Source organism: Bacteroides sp. MSSM.1001136sp1_RTP21357st2_D2_RTP21359_211015 (assembly GCF_040913205.1).
GTDB lineage: Bacteria > Bacteroidota > Bacteroidia > Bacteroidales > Bacteroidaceae > Bacteroides > Bacteroides ovatus.
The window spans coordinates 1-23,332 of sequence record NZ_JBDFVF010000052.1 but is presented as its reverse complement, the minus strand read 5'-3'; the positions used below and the strand labels follow the sequence as shown (position 1 = coordinate 23,332).

General features: G+C 41.9%; 15 protein-coding genes and 1 pseudogene. 5 read left to right on the top strand and 11 right to left on the bottom strand.

Annotation, left to right across the window (positions count from 1 at the left end; genetic code table 11):
- Nucleotides 1-12: 12 nt before the first annotated feature.
- Nucleotides 13-2,577 carry a glycosyltransferase family 1 protein gene (locus AB5217_RS23385; RefSeq protein ID WP_004297649.1) on the top strand — a complete coding sequence of 855 codons (2,565 nt, stop codon included), beginning with the start codon at nt 13-15 and terminating at the stop codon, nt 2,575-2,577.
- Nucleotides 2,578-2,787: 210 nt separating this feature from the next.
- On the opposite strand, the gene AB5217_RS23380 is transcribed toward AB5217_RS23385, so the two are convergent.
- Nucleotides 2,788-3,891 carry a TlpA disulfide reductase family protein gene (locus AB5217_RS23380; protein ID WP_004308092.1) on the bottom strand — a complete coding sequence of 368 codons (1,104 nt, stop codon included), beginning with the start codon at nt 3,889-3,891 and terminating at the stop codon, nt 2,788-2,790.
- A 138-nt stretch (nt 3,892-4,029) separates the two neighbouring features.
- On the opposite strand from AB5217_RS23380, the gene potA reads away from it, so the two are divergent.
- From potA to AB5217_RS23360, 4 genes are read left to right on the top strand one after another with little or no spacing between them, the layout of a single operon-like run.
- Entirely contained in the window at nt 4,030-5,421 is a 1,392-nt protein-coding gene (gene potA, locus AB5217_RS23375) for a polyamine ABC transporter ATP-binding protein (protein ID WP_004297652.1), read from the top strand.
- 11 nt (nt 5,422-5,432) lie between these two features.
- The gene (locus tag AB5217_RS23370) at nt 5,433-6,233 is read left to right on the top strand and encodes an ABC transporter permease (RefSeq protein WP_004308090.1); all 801 of its coding nucleotides are present in this window, start codon (nt 5,433-5,435) and stop codon (nt 6,231-6,233) included.
- Entirely contained in the window at nt 6,227-7,021 is a 795-nt protein-coding gene (locus AB5217_RS23365; protein WP_004297655.1) for an ABC transporter permease, read from the top strand. The genes AB5217_RS23370 and AB5217_RS23365 overlap by 7 nt, the downstream gene beginning before the upstream one ends.
- 32 nt (nt 7,022-7,053) lie before the next feature.
- Nucleotides 7,054-8,385 (top strand): ABC transporter substrate-binding protein, encoded by a 1,332-nt coding sequence (locus AB5217_RS23360; RefSeq protein WP_008776543.1) that lies wholly within the window; start codon nt 7,054-7,056, stop codon nt 8,383-8,385.
- Nucleotides 8,386-8,506: 121 nt separating this feature from the next.
- On the opposite strand, the gene AB5217_RS23355 is transcribed toward AB5217_RS23360, so the two are convergent.
- The 10 genes and pseudogenes from AB5217_RS23355 to AB5217_RS23310 all read right to left on the bottom strand — a co-directional run bounded on the left by AB5217_RS23355 (nt 8,507) and on the right by AB5217_RS23310 (nt 23,108).
- Nucleotides 8,507-9,199, bottom strand: a complete 693-nt coding sequence (locus AB5217_RS23355; protein WP_022199559.1) for a DNA alkylation repair protein — start codon at nt 9,197-9,199, stop codon at nt 8,507-8,509.
- 124 nt (nt 9,200-9,323) lie between these two features.
- Entirely contained in the window at nt 9,324-9,983 is a 660-nt protein-coding gene (locus tag AB5217_RS23350; RefSeq protein ID WP_004325670.1) for a DUF4840 domain-containing protein, read from the bottom strand.
- 174 nt (nt 9,984-10,157) lie between these two features.
- On the bottom strand, nt 10,158-11,855 hold the full coding sequence (locus AB5217_RS23345) for a response regulator transcription factor (protein ID WP_004300188.1): 1,698 nt from the start codon (nt 11,853-11,855) through the stop codon (nt 10,158-10,160).
- A 685-nt stretch (nt 11,856-12,540) separates the two neighbouring features.
- Complete coding sequence (locus AB5217_RS23340) at nt 12,541-14,094, bottom strand: BT_3987 domain-containing protein (protein WP_004317799.1); 1,554 nt, start codon at nt 14,092-14,094, stop codon at nt 12,541-12,543.
- A 27-nt stretch (nt 14,095-14,121) separates the two neighbouring features.
- Nucleotides 14,122-15,357: a DUF1735 and LamG domain-containing protein gene (locus tag AB5217_RS23335; RefSeq protein ID WP_032846868.1), complete on the bottom strand. Its 1,236-nt coding sequence runs from the start codon at nt 15,355-15,357 to the stop codon at nt 14,122-14,124.
- A 14-nt stretch (nt 15,358-15,371) separates the two neighbouring features.
- Nucleotides 15,372-16,406, bottom strand: a complete 1,035-nt coding sequence (locus AB5217_RS23330) for a glycoside hydrolase family 18 (protein ID WP_032846860.1) — start codon at nt 16,404-16,406, stop codon at nt 15,372-15,374.
- Nucleotides 16,407-16,430: 24 nt separating this feature from the next.
- Nucleotides 16,431-18,026: a RagB/SusD family nutrient uptake outer membrane protein gene (locus AB5217_RS23325; RefSeq protein ID WP_004300183.1), complete on the bottom strand. Its 1,596-nt coding sequence runs from the start codon at nt 18,024-18,026 to the stop codon at nt 16,431-16,433.
- Nucleotides 18,027-18,030: 4 nt separating this feature from the next.
- A pseudogene (locus AB5217_RS23320) lies at nt 18,031-21,369 on the bottom strand (TonB-dependent receptor).
- Between the two features lie 144 nt (nt 21,370-21,513).
- Nucleotides 21,514-22,500, bottom strand: a complete 987-nt coding sequence (locus AB5217_RS23315) for a FecR family protein (RefSeq protein ID WP_004300180.1) — start codon at nt 22,498-22,500, stop codon at nt 21,514-21,516.
- A 56-nt stretch (nt 22,501-22,556) separates the two neighbouring features.
- Nucleotides 22,557-23,108 carry an RNA polymerase sigma-70 factor gene (locus AB5217_RS23310; protein ID WP_004300179.1) on the bottom strand — a complete coding sequence of 184 codons (552 nt, stop codon included), beginning with the start codon at nt 23,106-23,108 and terminating at the stop codon, nt 22,557-22,559.
- Nucleotides 23,109-23,332 lie beyond the last annotated feature (224 nt).

The following is a 23,332-nucleotide window of genomic DNA, read 5'->3' as shown; positions in this document are numbered from 1 at the left end:
AACGAAAACATTATGAAAATCAAAGTTAGTAATGTGAATACTCCCAACTGGAAAGAGGTTACTGTGAAATCACGTATACCGGAAGAGTTGGAGAAGTTGTCTGAAATCGCACGCAACATTTGGTGGGCATGGAATTTTGAAGCGACTGAACTGTTTAGAGATCTAGATCCGGAACTTTGGAAAGAATGTGGACAGAATCCAGTACTGTTGTTGGAACGTATGAGCTATGAGAAGCTGGAAGCGCTGGCAAAAGACAAGGTGATTCTAAGAAGAATGAATGAAGTTTATACGAAATTCAGAGATTACATGGATGTGAAGCCGGATGAGCAACGCCCATCTATAGCTTATTTCAGCATGGAATATGGCTTGAGCAGCGTCCTGAAAATATATTCCGGTGGTCTGGGCGTATTGGCTGGTGACTATCTGAAAGAGGCTTCCGACAGCAATGTTGATTTGTGTGCGGTAGGTTTCTTGTATCGTTACGGCTACTTTACTCAAACGTTGTCTATGGATGGACAGCAGATTGCCAACTACGAGGCACAGAACTTCGGTCAACTTCCTATTGAACGCGTAATGGATGCCAATGGTCAGCCGTTGATAGTTGACGTTCCTTATCTTGATTATTTTGTTCATGCAAACGTATGGCGTGTGAATGTTGGACGTATTTCTTTGTATCTGCTTGATACGGATAATGAAATGAACAGCGAATTCGACCGTCCTATCACTCACCAGCTTTATGGTGGTGACTGGGAAAACCGTTTGAAACAGGAAATCTTGTTGGGTATCGGTGGTATCCTGACTCTGAAAGCTCTGGGTATCAAGAAAGATGTTTATCACTGTAATGAAGGACATGCTGCATTGATTAATGTTCAGCGTATCTGCGACTATGTAGCTACTGGATTGACTTTCGACCAGGCTATTGAGTTGGTTCGCGCTTCTTCTCTTTATACTGTTCATACTCCGGTGCCTGCAGGTCACGACTATTTTGACGAAGGTTTGTTCGGCAAATATATGGGTGGTTATCCTTCCAGAATGGGTATCTCATGGGATGACTTGATGGATCTAGGACGTAACAATCCGGGCGACAAGGGCGAACGTTTCTGTATGTCTGTTTTTGCTTGTAACACTTCACAGGAAGTGAACGGTGTAAGCTGGCTGCACGGAAAAGTTTCTCAAGAAATGTTCTCTTCTATCTGGAAAGGTTATTTCCCGGAAGAAAGCCACGTAGGATATGTAACGAATGGTGTTCACTTCCCAACTTGGAGTGCAACAGAATGGAAAGAATTATACTTTAAATATTTCAACGAAAACTTCTGGTTCGATCAGTCTAATCCTAAGATTTGGGAAGCTATCTACAATGTGCCCGATGAAGAGATTTGGAAGACTCGTATGACTATGAAGAATAAGTTGGTTGACTATATCCGTAAGTCATTCCGCGATACATGGTTGAAGAACCAGGGAGATCCTTCTCGTATCGTTTCACTGATGGATAAGATCAATCCGAACGCATTGCTGATTGGTTTCGGCCGTCGTTTTGCTACTTACAAACGTGCACACTTGCTGTTCACCGACTTGGATCGTCTTTCTAAGATCGTGAACAATCCTGATTATCCGGTACAATTCCTGTTTACAGGTAAAGCTCACCCGCACGATGGAGCAGGCCAGGGCTTGATTAAGCGTATCATTGAAATCTCTCGTCGTCCGGAATTCCTGGGTAAGATTATCTTCCTCGAGAATTACGATATGCAACTGGCTCGTCGTCTGGTTTCCGGCGTTGATATCTGGTTGAATACTCCGACTCGTCCGTTGGAAGCATCCGGTACATCTGGTGAAAAAGCTTTGATGAACGGTGTTGTCAATTTCTCCGTATTAGACGGATGGTGGCTGGAAGGTTACCGTGAAGGTGCAGGTTGGGCGTTGACTGAAAAACGTACTTACCAGAATCAGGAACATCAGGATCAGCTGGATGCTGCTACTATTTACAGTATTCTTGAAACTGAAATCCTTCCGTTGTATTATGCACGTAATAAGAAGGGATATTCTGAAGGCTGGATCAAAGTGGTGAAGAATTCTATCGCACAGATTGCTCCTCATTATACCATGAAGCGTCAGTTGGATGATTACTATAGCAAGTTCTATTGCAAACTGGCAAAACGTTTCCAGACTTTGGCTGCTAACGATAATGCAAAAGCAAAAGAAATCGCAGCTTGGAAAGAAGATGTGGTTGCTAAATGGGATTCTATTGAAATCGTATCTTGTGACAAGGTAGAAGAGCTGAAGAATGGTGATATCGAAAGCGGAAAAGAATATACTATTACTTACGTTATCGATGAAAAAGGCTTGAATGATGCAGTGGGACTTGAATTGGTTACTACTTACACAACTGCAGACGGAAAACAACATGTTTATTCTGTAGAACCGTTCAGTGTAGTCAAGAAAGAAGGCGACTTGTATACATTCCAGGTTAAACACAGCTTGTCAAATGCAGGTAGTTTCAAGGTGTCTTACCGTATGTTCCCGAAGAATCCGGAACTTCCACACCGTCAGGACTTCTGCTACGTACGTTGGTTTATCTAATTGCTTGAGTAAAAGTAGGGGAGTATATCTCCCTCACTTTCATACATACATTCAGCCCCTGTATTCTTTGAGAATGACAGGGGCTGAATTTTTTATCTGTTTGGAGAGTGGGGCGTAAAGTCTCGCAAATAAAAAAGACTGTCTCATTTTCTATTTGAGACAGTCTTGTATAAATTTCAAGGCCTTTGGAAAAGCCTTTCTTTGGATCTGTTATTTAACAGCTTCTGCAATTTTAGCTTGAAGTTCTTCTCCGTGCAGACCGCGAGCAATAATCTTACCGCTACCATCGATCAATACAGTGTGAGGAATGCTGTTTACAGCATAAAGCTGTGCACCTTCACTTTGCCAGAATTTCAGGTCGGACATTTGCGGCCAAGTCATGTCTAGTTTCTTGATTGCTTCTTTCCATGCAGCACCATCCTGATCGAGAGATACACCTACGATTTCGAAGTTTTTGCCTTTGTACTTAGCGTATGTTTCTACTAGGTTAGGCATTTCGCGACGGCAAGGACCGCACCAGCTAGCCCAGAAGTCAACCAATACCACTTTTCCTTTGCCTACATAATCAGACAACTTCACTGTCTTTCCTTCCGGAGTCTGCATTTCGAAATCAACAAATTGAGTACCTACAGCAGTCTTTTTCTGCTTGTCAGTCATCTCTTTGATTCTTACGATTGTTTCGTCATTCTGGAAATTCGCAGGAATTTGTTGCAACAAAGCTTCATTTTCGTCCGTAGAGTTATTGTAGAAAGTTTGTTTAAACAAGAATACTCCAACCGGGTTGGTGATATTCTTTTGTACGCCTTCTTTGATTGCTTTGTCATATTGTTCTTCCAGCTGAGCACCTTCTTTTTGTTTGGCCTCTTTTTGCTCATCACTTAAAGATGTATTACCCATTGCCTCATAAATGGCATTCATTTTTTTGCTGATGTCATTGATTTGAGCTCTGATTTCCTGGTATGCATCGTTGTTGGGAGTACCGGTAACAGCGTCATTATCCTTGGTCAGGGCAACGTTGATTTTTCCGTTTTCCAGGAAGAAGTCGATCATCAACGGTTCTCCGTTCACTTCACAAGTGACATAACGGCTAACCACAGAATCTTGTGTGCCTTCAAAGGTAAAAGTACCTTTGGTGATAACGGCTGTATCTAGTTTGGTCAGATTTCTACCATTGGCTTCCTGAAGATAAACGGTGTCACCATCGCTTGCACCTTCTACTGTACCTGTAATAGTGTATCCGGCTTTGTTTCCGCCAGTACAAGCTACCATGCTTAACGCTGCCGTTGCAATAACTAAATAAGTAAACTTTTTCATGCTTTTGTAAAATTGGTGAATAAATATTTATGCAAAGATAGATTTTTTTTCTGTCGGGCATCGAAAAACACTGTTATATTAGATTAACACGTAGGTGGAAACCGCAGAAATGTGTACCTTTGCAGCCCAAACTTTAGTATGAATATGCAAGAAGATAAATCCATCATTGAGGTGAGCCATGTATCGAAGTACTTTGGCGATAAAACAGCATTGGATGATGTGACTCTGAACGTGAAAAAGGGCGAGTTTGTGACTATCCTTGGTCCTTCCGGTTGCGGTAAAACCACGTTGTTGCGTCTCATTGCTGGTTTTCAGACAGCTTCGGAAGGCGAAATCCGAATTTCGGGGATGGAAATAACACAAACTCCTCCCCATAAGCGTCCGGTGAATACGGTATTTCAGAAATATGCCTTGTTCCCGCACTTGAATGTGTATGATAACATCGCTTTCGGCCTGAAACTGAAAAAAACACCGAAACAGACCATTGAGAAGAAGGTGAAAGCTGCTTTGAAAATGGTAGGCATGACGGATTATGAATACCGCGATGTGGATTCTCTTTCCGGTGGTCAGCAACAACGTGTAGCTATTGCCCGCGCCATCGTGAATGAGCCGGAAGTGTTGTTGTTGGATGAACCGCTGGCAGCGCTCGATCTGAAAATGCGTAAGGATATGCAAATGGAGCTCAAAGAAATGCATAAATCTTTGGGAATCACGTTTGTGTACGTCACTCACGATCAGGAGGAGGCACTTACGTTAAGTGACACGATTGTCGTGATGAGTGAAGGAAAGATTCAGCAGATCGGTACGCCGATTGATATTTATAATGAACCTATCAATGCTTTTGTTGCGGACTTTATCGGAGAAAGCAATATCCTCAACGGTACCATGATTCATGATAAACTCGTACGTTTTTGCGGTACGGAGTTTGAATGTGTGGATGAAGGATTTGGCGAGAATGTTCCGGTGGACGTAGTCATTCGTCCGGAGGATCTTTATATTTTCCCCGTTTCGGAAATGGCACAGTTAGTAGGAGTGGTAGAGACTTCTATTTTTAAAGGAGTGCATTATGAAATGACGGTGTTGTGCGGCGGATATGAATTCTTGGTGCAGGATTACCATCATTTTGAAGTAGGGGCTGAAGTCGGTCTGTTGGTGAAGCCTTTCGATATTCATATTATGAAGAAAGAGCGTGTTTGCAATACATTCGAAGGAAAATTGCTGGATGCTACTCATGTGGAATTCCTGGGCTGTAACTTTGAATGTGTTCCGGTGGAAGGAATCGCTTTCGATACGAATGTCAAAGTGGAAGTAGACTTTGAAAAAGTGATTCTTCAGGATAATGAAGAAGACGGAACGCTGACGGGTGAGGTGAAATTCATCCTTTACAAGGGTGACCATTATCATCTGACTGTATTGTCAGATTGGGACGAGAATGTATTTGTAGATACGAACGATGTATGGGATGACGGTGACCGTGTAGGTATTACCATCCCTCCAGATGCTATTCGTATAGTTAAAATAACCGATTAACAGGAAAGGAAGTGAATAAGAGGTTTATAGTCTTTTTGTCATCACGTAAGAGTTGGACTCTCCCTTACATTATTTTTTCGGCGATCTTTGTGATTATACCGTTGTTCTTAATTGTCGTATATGCCTTTACCGATGATAGCGGCCATTTGACACTCGCCAATTTTCAGAAGTTCTTCGAACATCCCGAAGCAATCAATACCTTTGTCTATTCGATTGGTATTGCCATTATTACCACCCTTGTTTGTATTTTACTGGGTTATCCTGCTGCCTGGATATTGAGTAACAGCAAGCTGAACCGTTCCAAGACGATGGTCGTACTGTTTATTTTGCCGATGTGGGTAAATATTCTGGTGCGTACCCTTGCTACTGTTGCCTTATTCGACTTTTTCAGTGTGCCGTTGGGCGAGGGAGCGTTGATATTCGGTATGGTATACAACTTTATCCCTTTCATGATTTATCCTATCTACAATACTTTGCAGAAGATGGATCATAGCTATATCGAGGCGGCGCAAGACTTGGGAGCCAATCCTGTGCAAGTCTTTCTGAAAGCAGTCCTTCCGCTTTCCATGCCGGGGGTGATGAGTGGTATCATGATGGTGTTCATGCCGACTATATCGACATTTGCCATTGCCGAGTTGCTGACGATGAATAACATCAAACTCTTTGGTACGACGATTCAGGAAAATATCAATAACAGTATGTGGAACTATGGAGCGGCACTTTCGCTCATTATGTTGCTATTGATAGCTGCTACTTCCCTGTTCAGCACCGATGATAAGGAAAACTCAAATGAAGGAGGCGGGCTATGGTAAAGAAGATATTTGCACAGACTTATTTGTGGATATTGCTGCTCTTGCTTTATTCTCCGATCGTGATTATTGTGATCTACTCATTTACAGAGGCGAAAGTGTTGGGTAACTGGACGGGATTTTCTACCAAACTTTATTCTTCGTTATTCACTACCGGTGCTCATCATTCTTTGATGAATGCATTGATTAATACGATCACTATCGCTCTACTGGCTGCAACAGCATCTACGTTATTAGGAAGCATCGCTGCTATCGGTATATTCAATCTGAAAGCCCGTTCACGCAAAGCGATCGGATTTGTGAACAGCATTCCTATTCTGAATGGTGATATTATCACCGGTATATCCTTGTTCCTTTTGTTTGTATCTCTGGGGATCACACAAGGCTACACAACCGTAGTGCTTGCTCATATTACTTTTTGTACCCCGTACGTTGTTTTAAGTGTATTGCCCCGTTTGAAGCAGATGAATCCGAATATTTATGAAGCTGCCCTCGATTTAGGAGCTACTCCTATGCAGGCCTTGTGGAAAGTCATAATTCCGGAGATTCGTCCGGGAATGATTAGCGGCTTTATGCTTGCACTGACACTATCCATTGATGATTTTGCCGTAACTGTATTCACTATCGGTAATCAAGGTTTGGAAACGCTTTCTACTTATATCTACGCCGATGCCCGCAAGGGAGGTTTGACCCCGGAACTTCGCCCGCTTTCGGCTATCATTTTTGTCGTGGTACTGGCGTTATTGGTTGTAATCAATTACCGGGCAGGAAAAACGAAGAAAAAAGATTAATAGACTATCAAATGTGCTACTACGTAAATAATATGAAAAGAATAATTCCTGCTATCCTGCTCTTATTGGCTTTGACCGGGTGTTATAATTCCGGTGAACCTCGTGAGCGGGTTCTTAAAATCTACAACTGGGCGGATTACATCGGCGAAGGTGTACTTGAGGATTTCCAGGCATATTATAAAGAACAGACCGGTGAGAATATCCGTATCGTTTACCAGACATTCGATATCAACGAAATCATGTTGACGAAAATTGAAAAGGGGCATGAAGATTTTGATGTTGTTTGTCCTTCGGAATACATCATCGAGCGTATGCTGAAGAAGCATTTGTTGCTACCTATCGACACGAATTTCGCACATTCTCCCAATTACATGAATAATGTGGCTCCATTTATTCGTAAGCAGATTAATAAATTGAGTCAGCCGGGTGAAAAAGCCAGCCGCTATGCTGTATGTTATATGTGGGGGACGGCAGGTATTCTGTATAACCGGGCTTATGTGCCCGATTCGGTAGCCCTGTCCTGGGATTGCCTTTGGAATAAAAAGTATGCCGGAAAGATCCTGATGAAGGATAGTTATCGTGATGCTTATGGAACAGCCGTGATTTATGCGCATGCAAAGGAACTGAAGGAGGGAACGGTAACAGTGGAAGAGTTGATGAACGACTATTCTCCACGTGCGATGGAGTTGGCTGAAAAATACTTAAAAGCCTTGAAACCGAACATTGCTGGCTGGGAAGCGGACTTTGGCAAGGAAATGATGACGAAAAATAAAGCTTGGCTGAATATGACTTGGAGCGGTGATGCAATCTGGGCGATTGAAGAGGCCAATGCGGTAGGAGTGGATTTGGATTATGAAGTTCCCGAAGAAGGAAGTAATATCTGGTATGACGGTTGGGTGATCCCGAAATATGCCAGGAATCCGGAAGCGGCTAGTTATTTTATCAACTTTATGTGTCGTCCGGATATAGCCTTGCGGAATATGGATTTCTGCGGATATGTAAGTTCCATAGCTACTCCCGAAATACTGGAAGAGAAGATAGACACCACTCTTCATTATTATTCCGATTTAAGTTACTTTTTCGGACCGGGTGCAGACAGCGTGCAGATTGATAAAATACAATATCCGGATCGTAAGGTGGTGGAACGATGTGCCATGATTCGTGATTTTGGCGATAAGACAAAAGAAGTTCTTGATATTTGGTCGCGTATTAAAGGAGATAATTTGGGAGTGGGTATCACTATTCTTATTTTCGTCGTTGTTGCATTGATGAGTGGTTGGATGATTTATAAGAAGTGGCAGCGTTATAATCGTCAGAAACAACAAAGACGTAGAAGCAGAAGGAAAAAGGTCAGGAGGAATTAGTGTTTCTCCGGATTGCAAACAAAAAATAAATTAGGTGGAAAATAAAAGCGGTATCTACGGTAAGAAATAAGAAGCACGGTGAACAGAATGCTGATGGCAGGATGTTCGCCGTGCTTGGTATTTATCGTCTTTTCATTTCTCGGAGAATGTCCTTGGTGTCCTTATCTACCCGGAATGACTCAATTGTTTTTTGCAGTGCCTTGTTGTAAGTCCAGTTATCCAGTGTGCTATGTTTCAGATACTCCATTGTCTTTTGGGGAAATTTGATAAAACACAATGATATCATCCATGCCATAGCCATGCGTGCATAATATGCATCATGATTGAATGAGTCGGCATATTTCAGTAACGAATCGATATGCGCGTCATCTACATAATGGAAAAGCATCACAATTCCGAAACGTATTTCAAATTCTTTAGAGGATTTCAGATAGGGTTGGATAAATTGCCATACGTTTTCTTTTCCTTTTTTCACAGAAGTTTTCAGTTCACTGCAGAATATGTCGCATACAGCCCAATTATCTATACGGGGAATGAACATCGTTACGTATTTCATTTGTTCTTCAAGTTCCATTTTTGCCAGTCCGATAATCATTCCCTGAAGCATTGTTTCTTCATAATAAATCGTATCGGTTGATTCGACAAATGTACGCCAGTCTTCTTTCTTAATAATTTCTTTGGCCATTGTCCGCAGTTGGGGGATGCGTACGCCGAGAATGTTGTTTGCTCCCGGGAGGAGGGAAGAATGAAATTCCTGATATTTGGAATCTGCTAATGTTTGTAATTCTTTCCGGATATTTTCAGTTGTAGTCATTTTCATATCGTTGGTTATTTCACAAAGGTATAAAAAAAGAGTATGCGCGCTGTGTGCAGGCATACTCTTTTTGGAGGTAATTCCCATCATAATGAAAATACGTTGGGAAAGTTTATCCGATCAGTTACTTTTTGACCATGTCGAAACTGAATGTGGTAACCGAAAAGTTTTCAAGCGGCTCTCCTTCTACTTCCACTTGGGTGGCTTTGATTACAAAGGTGAGTTTTTTATCTTTATATGTATATTGACCCTTTTCTTCCGCTTCTATAGTTACTTTTACAGTAATTTGAGGAGCTTCCTCTCCCTCTGTTTGTACTTGGGTAGGGATCGTGTATTTTATTTCCAAAGGTTCAGGTTTTAATTGAAGTAGAATGGAGCCTTTGCTATCATCATTAAAGGCTGCAGTATAAGGAATGTTGTAATTGATATCACCCAAAGTCTCAATGATAATTTCGCCTATTTCTTCACCGACAATACTTTTAATCAGATCGTCAACCGGAAGTTTTTTTATCATAATCTGATTGTCTTTTACTTCAGCGGTAACTGTGGCTCCTTGCGGCTGTTCTTCTTTGAAGGAATAGTTTTGTGGATTGACGGATGGAGCAGTTTCTGTCAGCATATTACCGGAATAATTACCTTCCACATCTTTAAGTGAATATACGGGAATATCAGAATCGTCATCACTACTACATGCTGTAAAAGTGGCTATCAGGCCTAATGACATTACTAAGAAAGCAAAACGATTAAAACAACAAGTTTTTTTTATTTCAGTTATAATTTTCATACTGTTTTAAATTAGATTATTAATTTCAAAATTAAGGTGTACGTACATAAAGTAAATGCCGGTACTTGTGAAATACTGCATAAGGAAATAAAAATAGAATATTTTTTTTTATATGAGTATTGCCATGAAGATCCCTGTTCATGGGATCTTCAATTATAAAATATTCTTTTTATTTTATAGCTTTTTCGTAATGGACTTGCTTGGAGTTATCCCGAAATACTCTTTGTATTTATGGCGGAAATTCTTAAGATTTTTCAATCCAATCATTTCAGGAATAACCTGGACAGAGTATTTTCCACTCTCCAATAACTCACGTGCTTTTTCCATACGAATACGATAAATAAAATACTTCGGTGCTTCTCCCGTCAGTGCTTTCCATTTATTAAAGAAAGCAGTTCTGCTCATATACAGTTCAGAGGCAATTTCATCTATCGTCAGATTTTCCTTATCTATATTTTTTAGAATAAATTCTTTTACTTGATTGATGAATGTGTAATTACTATCATCTAAAACTTTCTCTTCTTCCTTTTCCAAGAACTGCTTTCCGAAAACTGTCTGCAAGAATGATCTTCTTAGAGAACGGTTGTTTTTGATAAGTACATTCATTTCTATCTTTAAATCTTCGATGTGGAAAGGCACATATAAAAAGATGTCGGCCAGGGAACTTTCTCTTTTGTTGCGTTGTCCTATATCTATACGTGAACCGTAAAGGATGATAGGAATAACGGATGTTTCTCCTGATGTCTTTAGTCTTGATGACAGTTCATAGCCATACATTCCATGCAGCATAAGGTCGCAAATCACTAAATCAGGATATTTCTCTTTTATACATTCTAAAGCTTCAGAGCCATTCCCGAAACTTTTCACATCAAAATCCTTTGATAAACATTCTTCCAAATAAGACTTGAATTCTTCATTACTGTCAGCGAGAACAACAGTAGGCTTGATTGAACTTTTTTTATGAGCAATCTTACCCAATGAAGTATCAGTCTTTCTTTCTTCCGACTTTTTTGCGGAGTGTATGATATTATATCCGGATACCTTTCTTTCTGAATTTGTTGTAGGAAATCTTAGTGAGACAGTGTGGGTTGAATGATTGATAAGAATATTCCCATCACATAGTTTCATTAATTTTTTGCAGAGTACACTTTTGGCAAATGCATATTTGAACTCTGATTTATGTTTAGGTTTAATCAAGTGATACTTTTGGCGCCTATAACATGTTAGCAATTTGCCCTTGTTGGCATCGAACGTTTTAAGTTCCCAGTGTTCGGAATTAGAAGAAATTGAAAAGATAATCCTTTTATCTTCAGGTTTCGAATGTTCTATTGCGTTTTTTATGAATTTATCAATGATGGGAGAGATTTTACTTTGATCGAACCAAACGCTGGCATAATTAAACTCTGTTTTTATTTCTAACTTAATCCGCTTGTCCGTAGCGAAATTTTTCAATGAATGGACTCTGTTATTAATGAAGTTTCCCAGTTCATATTCGGCAATATCCATCTGTTTGGAGTAGATAAGCAGATGTCGCAGATTCATTAATTTGGTTAGGTGTTCATCAAGACAGTCTATATTACGAATGACTAGTGATAACATTTTCTTTATGTCTTCGGGGCAACTATCATCACAAGCAGCTCTTAGAGGGGTATGAACGAGTGTGATAGGGTTGCGAATGCTTTGAAAAGAATCCATGAAATATTGGTGCTCTTCTTTTAAGATTTTGATTTCCTTATGGAGGGTAAGAAAATGAGATAAGAGCCAATATAATGAAATTCCTCCGGCTGTAAGTAGTAAGAAGAAGTGAGACTGGTGAAAGATATTTGCATCTATAATAGAGACAAATAGTGACGTTATCATTAAGTATTTCATATTTATTTTTTGTTGAGGTCACTTGGACTGTATACCTCTGTTCCTTTTTAGTTGAGGGGGGATGAGAAAATGCACAACGAGTGTGATTTAGGGCATTACTAAACTCAAACAGTCTAATCTCAAAATTATTTGTTCTTTGAAGGTCAATATTAAGAAAGCGAGTTCCGTATGCAGATTTAAATCCTTACGTCTTGAATCATTCTTTAAGGAATATCTATTTCCTCCAAGTGACAATAATTAATAGATCATTTTTTCTGAATATATAATACTAAATAGAGATTCTTTGACGGTGGTGGGCGTATCTTGTATTTGATACTGTAATCTTTTGGGGCTATCAGTATCACAATATGCTTTTTCATATGTAATTCCTAAGGTAAAGTAAACATATTTTCTTTATTGAAATATAGTTTGTTTTTGCGGAGTAAAAGTAATGATTTGGTATAATAAATAAATGATGAGTTATTGGCAAATGGTGTATTGTTATTGTTTGGTGTTGTTTTGTAGGTGATAAGTGTTGTGTTTTTGTATTATTTTAATTGATGATATTTGGTGGAAATAGTGAAACCGGAACTTTAACCAAATAGATGGTTAAAATTCCGGTTATATTATTTTACTGATAATAGGCGCATAAGCTCCTGTTAGTAAGGAAAGGATTTGTTTTTCCTCCCCTGTTTAATTGATAATTCTACATCTCGTAATAGTTTTTATCCCCTTTCATATCCTTGTATTTACCATTATGCAAATAGTTGATGTCCGGTTCATATTTATGGCCTCCTTCCACTCTATAAAAGGCTGCTGCCCCTGCATTTATGTTAGCATGATATGGTGTTGCTTCCAGTGCGTCCGACCAGAAAGGGATATTACGCATTATGTAAAGTTTGCCAAGACCTTTGTCATATAACTTTTCTCGTAACGTTTCCGGATACGATTCGTCATTTTCATAATCGAACGTATATTCGTCGGTGCTGAAACCGCCATATTGAGATTTGTCCAGTCCTGCTATTGGTTTTTCAATCGAGCTATCCTCCCATGGATTCATAATTTTGGTATTTACCCATGTCCAGGCATAATCAATATATTCACCTGCTCTGATACCCGCAGCCTCGGAGGCTAGTGAACCGGCCGGATCACCCGTTATGGTAACTGTAATCAGTTTGGTCTTGCCTAAAGATTCCCGTAGTGCTTTGATGAGCTTCGGATACGAGGTCGCATTGGCAGCCGGATGTCCGTTTATACCATATTCGGCACCTTCGTCCATGAGATTAATGCCATCTACACGGTAGTTGGCGAGCTTCTTGACTTCCGCTACAAAGGCTGTAATCTGCTCATCTGTCAGGTTGCAGAATCCCAAGCCGGTCCCTTCTGCTTTAAGGGTGACGCAACGCTTTATACCATAGCTGGAGAGTGACGACATATTGCTTAACTGCTTTTTGAAATTGGCTGATTGGTTCAGAGTCACTTTTCCATTCGCATATCCCAGTGTTGCGGCATTCACATTAATGATGTCATATAAATAGGCATACCACGACGTTTCCCATAACTCATAATGTCCGGGACCGAATGTTTCATTATCATATAATACCATGATAAATTCTTTGGCAATGGAGGCGTTGACTTTTTCGCCATCAATAAACCCTACCATCTTGTACTTTTTCATATCAGCCTTCATCGGGCTCAACCACGGATAAGTAGAGCGTTTATAATAAATCTTGTAATAGATTTCATTACTATCCCGTGACGGACGAATTCCGCTTTCTTCCGGTAGTTCTACGGTAATAGGGAGCAAAGAATAATCATGCAATGTGCCTAGCGGATTCAGGCGTACCATGATAGTATCCGACATTGTATCTCCTGCCTTAATAGTCATTGCACCATCGTTACTGATGCCCTCAATGCTGATAGTAGACATTTTCCGGTATTCCGTACCGTGTTCTTCATTGTATTTGTCTACTAAGTCGAGGTCGATTTTCATTGTGATTCGGGTGTCCTGTGCCACCGGCTTCACCGTTTGGTAGAAGAATGCAAAATCGGGAGTCTTGGTATTGGTCATGGTGATTTCCAGGTCACTGGTTGTCATATCACATTTTAGCATGCCAAAGTTATTGTCTAAAGCCGTCTCGTTAGGTAATTTACCTACGGGAGTGGCAATGGAATTATCTTCGCAGCCTCCTAGCATGCCGGTTACTAATGTAATGGCAGCCATGCAGAGAACATTTTTGAAGTTTATATTTCTTTTCATGTCCATGGTTATCTTTAAAGTGAATGATTACTTGTTGATTTGTGGAATTTCGATTCCCGTCGGCCACACAAGAGGTTCGGCAGATACTGCATCGAATCCGTGTTTCGAATGGTCCTTGACAATGTTTCCCTCACCTTCATTAAATTTCCAGTAAGCAAGCAGGCTTTCTTCGTTTTCAGGATCTTCCACTTTATACATATTCGTCCAGATTTCCTCTTTCGTACGGCAAGTGTTCCAGATACGTATCTCTGCGATGTTACCGTTGAGTTGCCGTAGCTCATCTTCATAAGAGCGTCCTATCTGGAATTCGCAATCCGGCGTTCCACAGATATCCACAGTAGCTCCTTTTCCATAAGAGATATCCTGACTTTGCAGTTGTCCGTTCACATAATAGGCAATAAAATGTTCCTTGGCGTTGTACACCAGCGCTATATGATACCATGTCATTGCATTCAGTGACTTAGCCCTGTCGGCGGCGGGGAATTTGACTCCGTCCGGTCCCTGCATCTGCAACTGTTGGCGTGGGAAACTTGTATCACCTATACGCATTAAGAAATGCTGTTCTACTCCCATGATCGTACTGATATCCGATGCACCGGCCGTATTGCTTGGTCCGCTGTATGTAAAGTCCTCTACATATACCAGTGCTTCCATGGTAATCTGACCTAATTCTTTCAGACAGGCATTTTTCTCTTCGTCGAGGAAAGTAGGCACTTCCAGATAATTGTCTTTCAGGTTGGCGGCTACCGTGATAGCGCTTGAACGGCGCACCAGATAGAACAATGTTTTCGAACCGTTCAATAGATGAACGCCACCCGACGTTTCAGAGATGGTGAGCGGAACCAGATAAGTTTTATCAATCTCCAGATCTAACAGGTTATTAAAATAGATCGTATCAATCAATGATTCACTCTTTTCGGCTTTGATAATCAGTTCGCTGTTCGACAGGCTATAATATTTACTATCCAGCATTCCATAATCAGTCCCGTGCCGGGCATTGAATTCGTTTATCAGTTCGGGATCCGCTTTCAGCTTCACTACGATGTCTTTTCCTGCCGGGTAAGTCAACTTGGCGCTGAAGGCACGTTTCTGTTCATTCAGCGTATTTCGGAAAGTCACTCTTTCTGAATTGCTGTTACTGGCTTCCTTGATATAGACCATGTTGTCGAATGGTGCTTTATTGCTGTAATCCGTATTGTCACAGGCAATCATCAGTCCGCAGATGATTGCAGCCAGAGAGATGATTATTTTATATCGTTTCATAGTTCCTCCTTTCATTAATTAATCGGTGATGGGTTCAGTTTTTGGATAGCATCACGTATACGGCGGTAGTTAGTCACCCCATCGGTGGCGAGATAATCTTCATTGGCATTGTAGATAGAAACTCCTGCCAGCGGACCATTGTTACCCAGTCCTGTGATGAAATGATTGATGATGTAGGCCATCCCTTCCGAGGTTTGTATAACATCCAAATCTTCCCGGCTGATGATACCGGTTTTACCGTCATCGGTCGGAGGAGTGGCTGTCGTTATCACTTTCTCTTTGGGCATTTTCCCATAGAAACCTACAGGTTGGCTCATATTCAGTTTTATTTCGAGTGAGCTTTCAAGCAACACAATTTGCCCATCCACGAAATAGTCTACCAAATCGATGAACGGCTCTTCGTATCTTCCGCTATAATCCACTGTAAATGTGACGATGCCATCAAAGAAAACCAACTTTCCATTATTAGCTTTCGGACCGCCGATAGCGGCAAGTTTTTCCCGGATAGCCGTCGTTACCTCATTGAAGAAATCGACATGCATCATACTTCCGGCACGACCAAACTGCACATAATAACCGTCAAATTCATCACTCTCCCCGTTTTTCAATGCCGCATTCATTTTCGTTTTGAATTCTTCCAGGTTTTCTGTTTCTTCGCATTGGTCGTAGAATTCGGATAAATTCTTGTAATAGAGAAATTTGGTGCCAGTCCGTTTGAGTTTGGATATGTCTTCCTTATCATAAACGGACAGATTATCAGCGTTGGTCAGCACCACAAAATCTACGCTATCGGGCAAGGAACGCAAGAAATCCTGTTCGCCCAATGTCGTACCCGGATTGTTGGCAAAACGTATTAACATTAACGTATGCTTCCGGTTTTTGTATTCTTTCAGACTTTGCTCGTATTTTTCATGCAAGCTGGGGTCTTGTTCGTCGGGAAATATAGGGTTGTAATCAACCGGTGTCGGTTCTGTCCAGTCGCTACAGGCAACGAACATCAGTGAGCAGGCTACGGTCAATATGACACTTATGAATGAATTCAGTTTCATTGTATCTTGGGTTTAAGTTCCACATTATTTTACATTCGGATTGCAGTCCCACCATAAGCGGGTAGCGCCGTTATCTTCTCCATTGAGCTTTCGCAGGGCACCGAGCATATTTTCCGCATTCAGCTGATATTCTTCAGCAGGATAGGAGAGACGTCGTATTCCCAGTGTCAGGTTAGTGATTCCCACTCCCTTGTTGTCCATTATCGGAAGGAATTTAGGATACCCTGTGCGGCGATGTTCGCACCAGGCTTCAATGCCCAGAGGAAACATGGCAATCCATTTTTGAGTAATGATACGTTCCAGGTTTTCTTCGAAACGGGTATTCTCCTTGTCCTCGTTCCAGGCAATGGTGATGCTGCTCGGAGATTGGGCGCTGTATGTACCTCTCGGGTCTTTGTAAGCCCCCGGCACCAATGCTTTATTCTGGGAGTATCCGCTTGCTCCGCTTGCGCCCCATTGCTCAAAGGAAAGGGTGATCGCCTTCTCATATAGCTGTTGGGCATCTCCGCTCATTGCCCATCCCCGCAGGGCACCTTCGGCGCGAAGGAACGTGACCTCGGCGGCAGTCATCCACATATACGTATCATTGGCAGTCATCAAACGGTTGGAATAGGTTTGTATCAACTCGTCGTCCGTCACTTTGGAAGGAAGAATACCAATGCGTAGCCCATAGTAATCGGTATCATCCTGATACTTTCCCTGGGTGAAGTATTTTTCCAAACGCGGATCGTTATATCCCTGCATATAGGAAACGATTTCCGCAGCTATCCGGTAATCCTTCCAATCATTGAAACAGAGAGCCGAACGATTCTCCTCCACATGCAGTTGCGCGTTGTCCTCATTGTTCTCTATCACACCTGCGGCTACGGCTTTCTCGGCTATTTCCCTGGCCAGTTCCGGTTTCACATAAACGATACGCATGGCCATGCGAAGCTGTAACGAGTGAAGGTATTTATACCATTTCCGCACATCTCCATAATAAAGATTATCCAGTTTCTTAAATCCTTCCGCACTTAGACCTAGATTCTCCTTCAGAGCTTCATCTGCTTCTTCCAATTCCTTGAACATAGCCACATAAACCTCCTCTTGAGAGTCATAAGGAGCACTAAGGCCGTCACCTTCCGTTTTATCTCCCAATACTTTGGTATAGGGAATCGGCCCGAACATATCCGTAGACCGGTGCATGATAGCGACTCGCAGAATCTTGGCGAATGCCAGTGCGACGGGGTCATTGGTACGGTTGATAATATCCCGGTAGGAAGGATACATTTCCGAGATAGGATCGGAGAACGAAGCCTTCAGCCAGTCCGACTTGGGATTATAAGTCGAGTATTTTTCAGTCCAACCCACACGAGTCTCTCCAAAATAACGCCCGTAGGCTCCTCCGCACATCGCTTCCACAAATTGATAAAGATGCTCTTGTGTGGGAACCACCAATGCTTCCATGCTCTTTAGAGACGAGCCGATGATATGGTTTTCGCGCATCAGTTCATCCTGCGTTGTCTCGTAAGGATTACGATTGATATCCATATCGATACAACTTCCCGTCCATAGCATCAGCGTTAGCAGGTATGCCAGTCGGAGGGTTGCTTTTCTGTATTCTTTCATTTGAGTATTCATAGTTTTAGAAGTTAATCTTTACATTAAAACCAAAATTGCGTGTACTGGGCATCATGAAGTAGTCGATTCCCTGATAGAAATTGCTTGTTGTGGCAATCGCTTCCGGGTCGAAAGGTGCTTTGCAATAAATCATCCACAGGTTACGTCCCACTACAGAGACGTTGATGTCGCAGATATTACCCAACCATTTGCGGGGGATGGTGTATCCGATGTGCGCTTCCTGCAAACGCAGATTTGTGGCACTATACGTATAATATTGCGGCAGCCCGCTTGAGGTAGCTACAATCTCGTAATACTGCTGTGCGTTCACCCAGCTACGTCCGTTGACGAGTACTCCGCCACGGTCACGGGCGGCAGCAGATGCTTCGGATACGCCATATTGGTCGAGAGCAGCCTGTGTGGCTGAATAAACAATACCTCCCAGGCGGGCACTTAATTGGAATCCCGCATAAATACCTTTGTAAGAAAAGCTGTTGTTCCATGCCAGGTTTGCTTTAGGAAATACGCTGCCTAATTTGATGTCAGGTAGATTATCCGTTTTGGCGACATCCCCATTTTTGTCTATCTGGATATATCCTTTATCGTCACGTATGAAGTCGGCATTCGTGTACAGGTCTCCCAGTGTGCCTCCTTCTTTCAGGATAAATTTGGTATATCCCAGTCCTTTTAGTTCAAGGCGGTCTTTGTTGACGATTTCTCCGGTTTCGGGATGCACATAGTCCTTAACCAACTCCACAATTTTGTTTTTATTCCAGGAGAAAGTGAAATTACTGTTCCATCCGAAGTCGCGCCATGTATGTCCGTAAGAGAGTAGCCCCTCGACACCGAGATTGCGTACATAACCGGTTTGCACATAAAGAGTCGAATAGCCGGAAGACACGGTGATTTTCGGGTCGAATGTCTGGTTATAGGTATTGGCATAGTAGAATGAACCACTGACTTTGAAATCCTTGAAGAAAGTTCCGTCCACACCTATTTCCCAGGAGTCGGTACGTTCCGGTTTCAGTTTGCCGATAGGATAATGGGTTTTGGCGTTCCAGTCCTGTTTGGTAGGGTCATAGCTGTAAGTCGGTTGTACCAGAAAACGCGGGTAGGGGGTACCCACAGAACTGAATGACCCGCGTACTTTCAGGTAATCAATCGCTTTGGGTAATGTCACCATTTCGCTGATTACTGCCGAAAGACCTACCGATGGATAGAAGAAAGAAGTAGGATTCGAGCCTTTCAACTGGGAAGCCCAGTCGTTACGTCCGGTCAACGTCAGGTACAGCATGCTTTTCCATCCTATTTCCGCACTGGCAAAAATAGACTGCGTCATTTCTTCCCAACCCTCCTGTGTTGTCCGTTTCTTGGCATTATCCAAATCAAATACATTGAATACGTTGGGTACTCCCGTGTCGCGAATCGGACCACCGTAACCCAGTAAATCACTGGAGTTGTCGCTCAATGAAGTACCGGCATTGACTACTACCGTGAAGTCGTCAATGCGTTTATTGATATTCACCATGAAGTCGGCATACGTCTGTGTTTCGTTCACCTTTTGGATGGTGTAATGTCCCTGGGTACTACCTTCGGTCAGTGTAGAGATCGTACTTGCGTATAGCTTTTGCTGATAAGTATTGTCGGTGTTATCCACGCGGATACGTGCCGATACATTCAGCCAGTCCAAAATGTCGTATGTCAGTCCGGCATTCAGCATATAACGCTTTTTCTCATTCGTGCGGACGTTCCGGTAAGCAATTCAGTAAGGATTCTGCATACGCAAATCCCCTTCACCTTGCGGCCAGTAAGCCACATTGATTTTACGTGCTTCGTCATAACGTTCGAAGGCTTTTACTAGAGAAAAGTTATCGCCCCGTGGAAACAGGTAAGCCGAAACCAATGGATTGGAATAAACTCCCTGATTGGTCATGTTGCGGTCATTTTGTATGATATAACTGGCTCCTACATCCAATTTCATCTTGTCATTCAGGAAATGAGTCGTATTGCGAAATGTGAAATTATATCGGTTGTACCTATTGTTCGGAATCATCCCTTCTGAATTGACTGCTGCGGCAGAAAAGAACGTTTGGTTCTTGTCCGTACCTGTCGAGAGGGTGATGGAGTTGCTGTAAGCCGCTCCCGTATCAAAGAAGTCGGTGGGTTCATATCCTGTTTGGTTGGCCGGATTCAGTTTAGGCCCCCAACTTAATATGGGAGAACCTTCCGCATCGCCCCGTGTACCGGTTCCATACCGATTCTGAAACTTGGGCAATACAAATGGGTTCATAAATTCCATGCTGCTTGAGAAAGTAGCCGACAGTTTTCCTATCTGTCCCCGCTTGGTAGTCACTACAATAGCGCCGTTGGCAGCGTTGCTGCCATACATTGCGGCTGCTGCCGCACCTGTCAGGAAAGAGATGCTTTCAATATCGTCGGGATTAATATCCGCAATGGCTTCCGTAGCACCTTTGGAGTCAAATTCAGTACCGCCTCCACCGCCGAAGTTATACATCGGAATACCGTCAATGACGTATAGCGCATTACTGCTCTGCTCGATAGACTTTGTACCACGCATCACCACTTTACTGGCACCTCCCACACCGGAAGAAGAAGCATTAATGACAACGCCGGCAGCCTTTCCGCTCAAACTGTTGATAAAGTTGGCGTCTTTTATTTCCGGCATCTTGTCTGCTCTGATTTGCTGGACGTTGTAGCTCAATGCTTTTTGCTCGCGTTTGATGCCGAGAGCAGTTACTACAACTTCCGATAGCTGTTGCGTATCGGCTGTCAGTTGAATGCGGTAATTATTCTGGTTGGTGACTTTAATGCTTCCTGAAGTATAACCGATATAAGTAAATGTCAGTGTATTTCCGGTGGAAGCTTTGATCAGGAAGTTCCCGTCGATGTCTGTGATAGATCCGGCGGCAGTGCCTTCCACTTTGATGTTCACTCCGATCAAGGGATCGTTGTTTTCATCAACTACCTTACCGGTGATCTTTTTGGTCGGGTTGCTTTCTTTCTTTTGTTCCGGAATAATCATGATATATTTCTCTTTCAGTTGATAGGTGAAACCTGTACCTTTGAGAATTTGAGCGAGCGCATTTTCCAACGAAGCCGCCTCTATATTGAGGGTGATGGCCGGTTTGTTTTTCAGTTGGGAATCGTTGTAGCCTACGGACATGCCGGATTGTCTTTCAACTTCTTTTAGTGCTTCAATCACAGATATACTATTCTTTTTAATAGTGACTTTAGCGCCATTTTGTGCAAGGGAAACTGTTGTGGCGAGCATCAAACAGAAAAAAAGCATAAAACTTCTTCCCTTTGTCTTCTTGTCTACTATAAATTTATAAATTTGTAGCATTTTCTTAGTATTAGGTTATTGACTAAATTATTTCGAGGTAATTTGTAGAGTAAACTCTAATATTGGGAATTCAGATTTCATATCCGGGACGGAGTGAGGCCTCTGTTCCGGGTATTTTTTTGCATGGCATATAAGGTTAAAAAGTTATATTCTTGTTAGATAGCACTTGTCTTCTACTATTCTATAGTCCATTTGTCCGACCACGTTCACGATGATTTCCATCACTTCTTCGAGTGGTGCGTTGTCCTTGAAACGAAAACTGAACCTGTCGTTTTTGAGGTTCTTGATACTATATACAAAGGCATAAGGATATTTTCGCTCCAATACGTTGATGATGTCCGTCAGCGTCATCTTTTGCAGAACCAGTTCTCCGCGTTGCCAGGCTGTCACATCGTCCATATCCGGATTGGAGAGATCATATTTCTTATTGTTTCTGTTATAGGCAAACTGTTCGTTGGGATGGAGAATGACACTTGTTGTCAGATTGTTATAATCTACACGGATACTGCCTGAAATGAGGGTCGTTGCTATTTCCTGGCTTTCAGGGTAGGCAGATACATTAAATTCCGTACCTAACGCAGTAATCTGTAAATCATTGGATTTCACGATAAACGGACGTTTCTTGTCCGGCTTAACCTTGAAGTTGGCTTCGCCTAACAGGAATACACTACGACTATCTCCGGTAAACTCCTGCGGATATAAAAGTGTACTTTTCGAGTTGAGTTGCACTTTTGTTCCGTCGGGCAGCGTCAAACTTCTCATTTCTGCTATCGGAATATATTGCTGTAACAAGTCGGTTTCCGCTTTTGTGCCTACAGTCGATAGATAGACCGAAGAGGCAAGCAGGAGGAATAAGATAGCAGCTGCGGATTGCCATATATGTATTGGGCGAATTCTTCTCTCTTTGGGTACGGTTGGAATACCTTGCTGTTTTTTCAGGCGTTCGTAAGACTTCTGCATTCCTTTCACGTTTTTTTGCCGTTGCGCTTTGTTCCATAGCTCTCTCAAAGCATCTTCTTTCTGGGATGCATGATCCTCATCTACCAGCCATTGATAGAATTCATTTTGGGTAGCTTCCGGATAGTTATTGCCGGTAAATAATATCAGTATTTTCTGAAAAAAGTTCCTCATTTGCGCTGTTCTTTTTAGTGGTTACACTATTAGCACAATCGAAAATGGGGGATTACTTAAAAGAAACACAAGAAAAATGCAATAAAAATAGTTTTTTTTATTTCGAGCAGGGTCAGATAGATTTGGTGTTCCACAGTTCGTACGGAAATATTGAGTGCTTGTGCTATCTCCATATTACTCATATTGTTGATGCGGCTCATTTCAAAAACTTTTCTGCGGCGTTCGGGAAGGCGGTCGAGAATTAGGCGGATGATTAATAGTGCTTCTTTATAATAGATAGGGTCGAGAGTATCTTCGGATTTTAGTAAGTCTTCGATTAGATATTTCTGCGATAATTGTTCCTGATAGGATTGTTCCACTCTTTTGCGTTTGATGAAATTGAAAGTTGTGTTTTTAGTCATGGCGTAGATATACTGGCCTATGTCTTTGTTTTTCAGCCAGACCTCCGGTTGTGTCCATAATTTAGCGAACACATCCTGAATGATATCTTCTGCGTCCTCTTCAGATTTGAGCAAGTTTATAGCGAAATATTTAACAGCGGAATAGTGCGTGGTAAATATAATTTCGAATTGGCGGGCTAGATGAATAGGGTCTTGGTTTTGGCTCATAGGTTTATCAGGTCTGTTGGTATGAGACAAATGTATGTAAATAATTCAACAATACTAAGAAGCCAAGATTGGTATGCGAAAAAGGAAACTAAAAAAACGACTTCAAGTTCTGTGTTTTTATGAACTCTTAACTGTGAAAAGGAAAAAAATGAGGTTGTGTCAAAACGTTGGCACAACCTCTTTTATATTTTACAGTTCTGCTATATTTTCTTTTGGCTATGCTG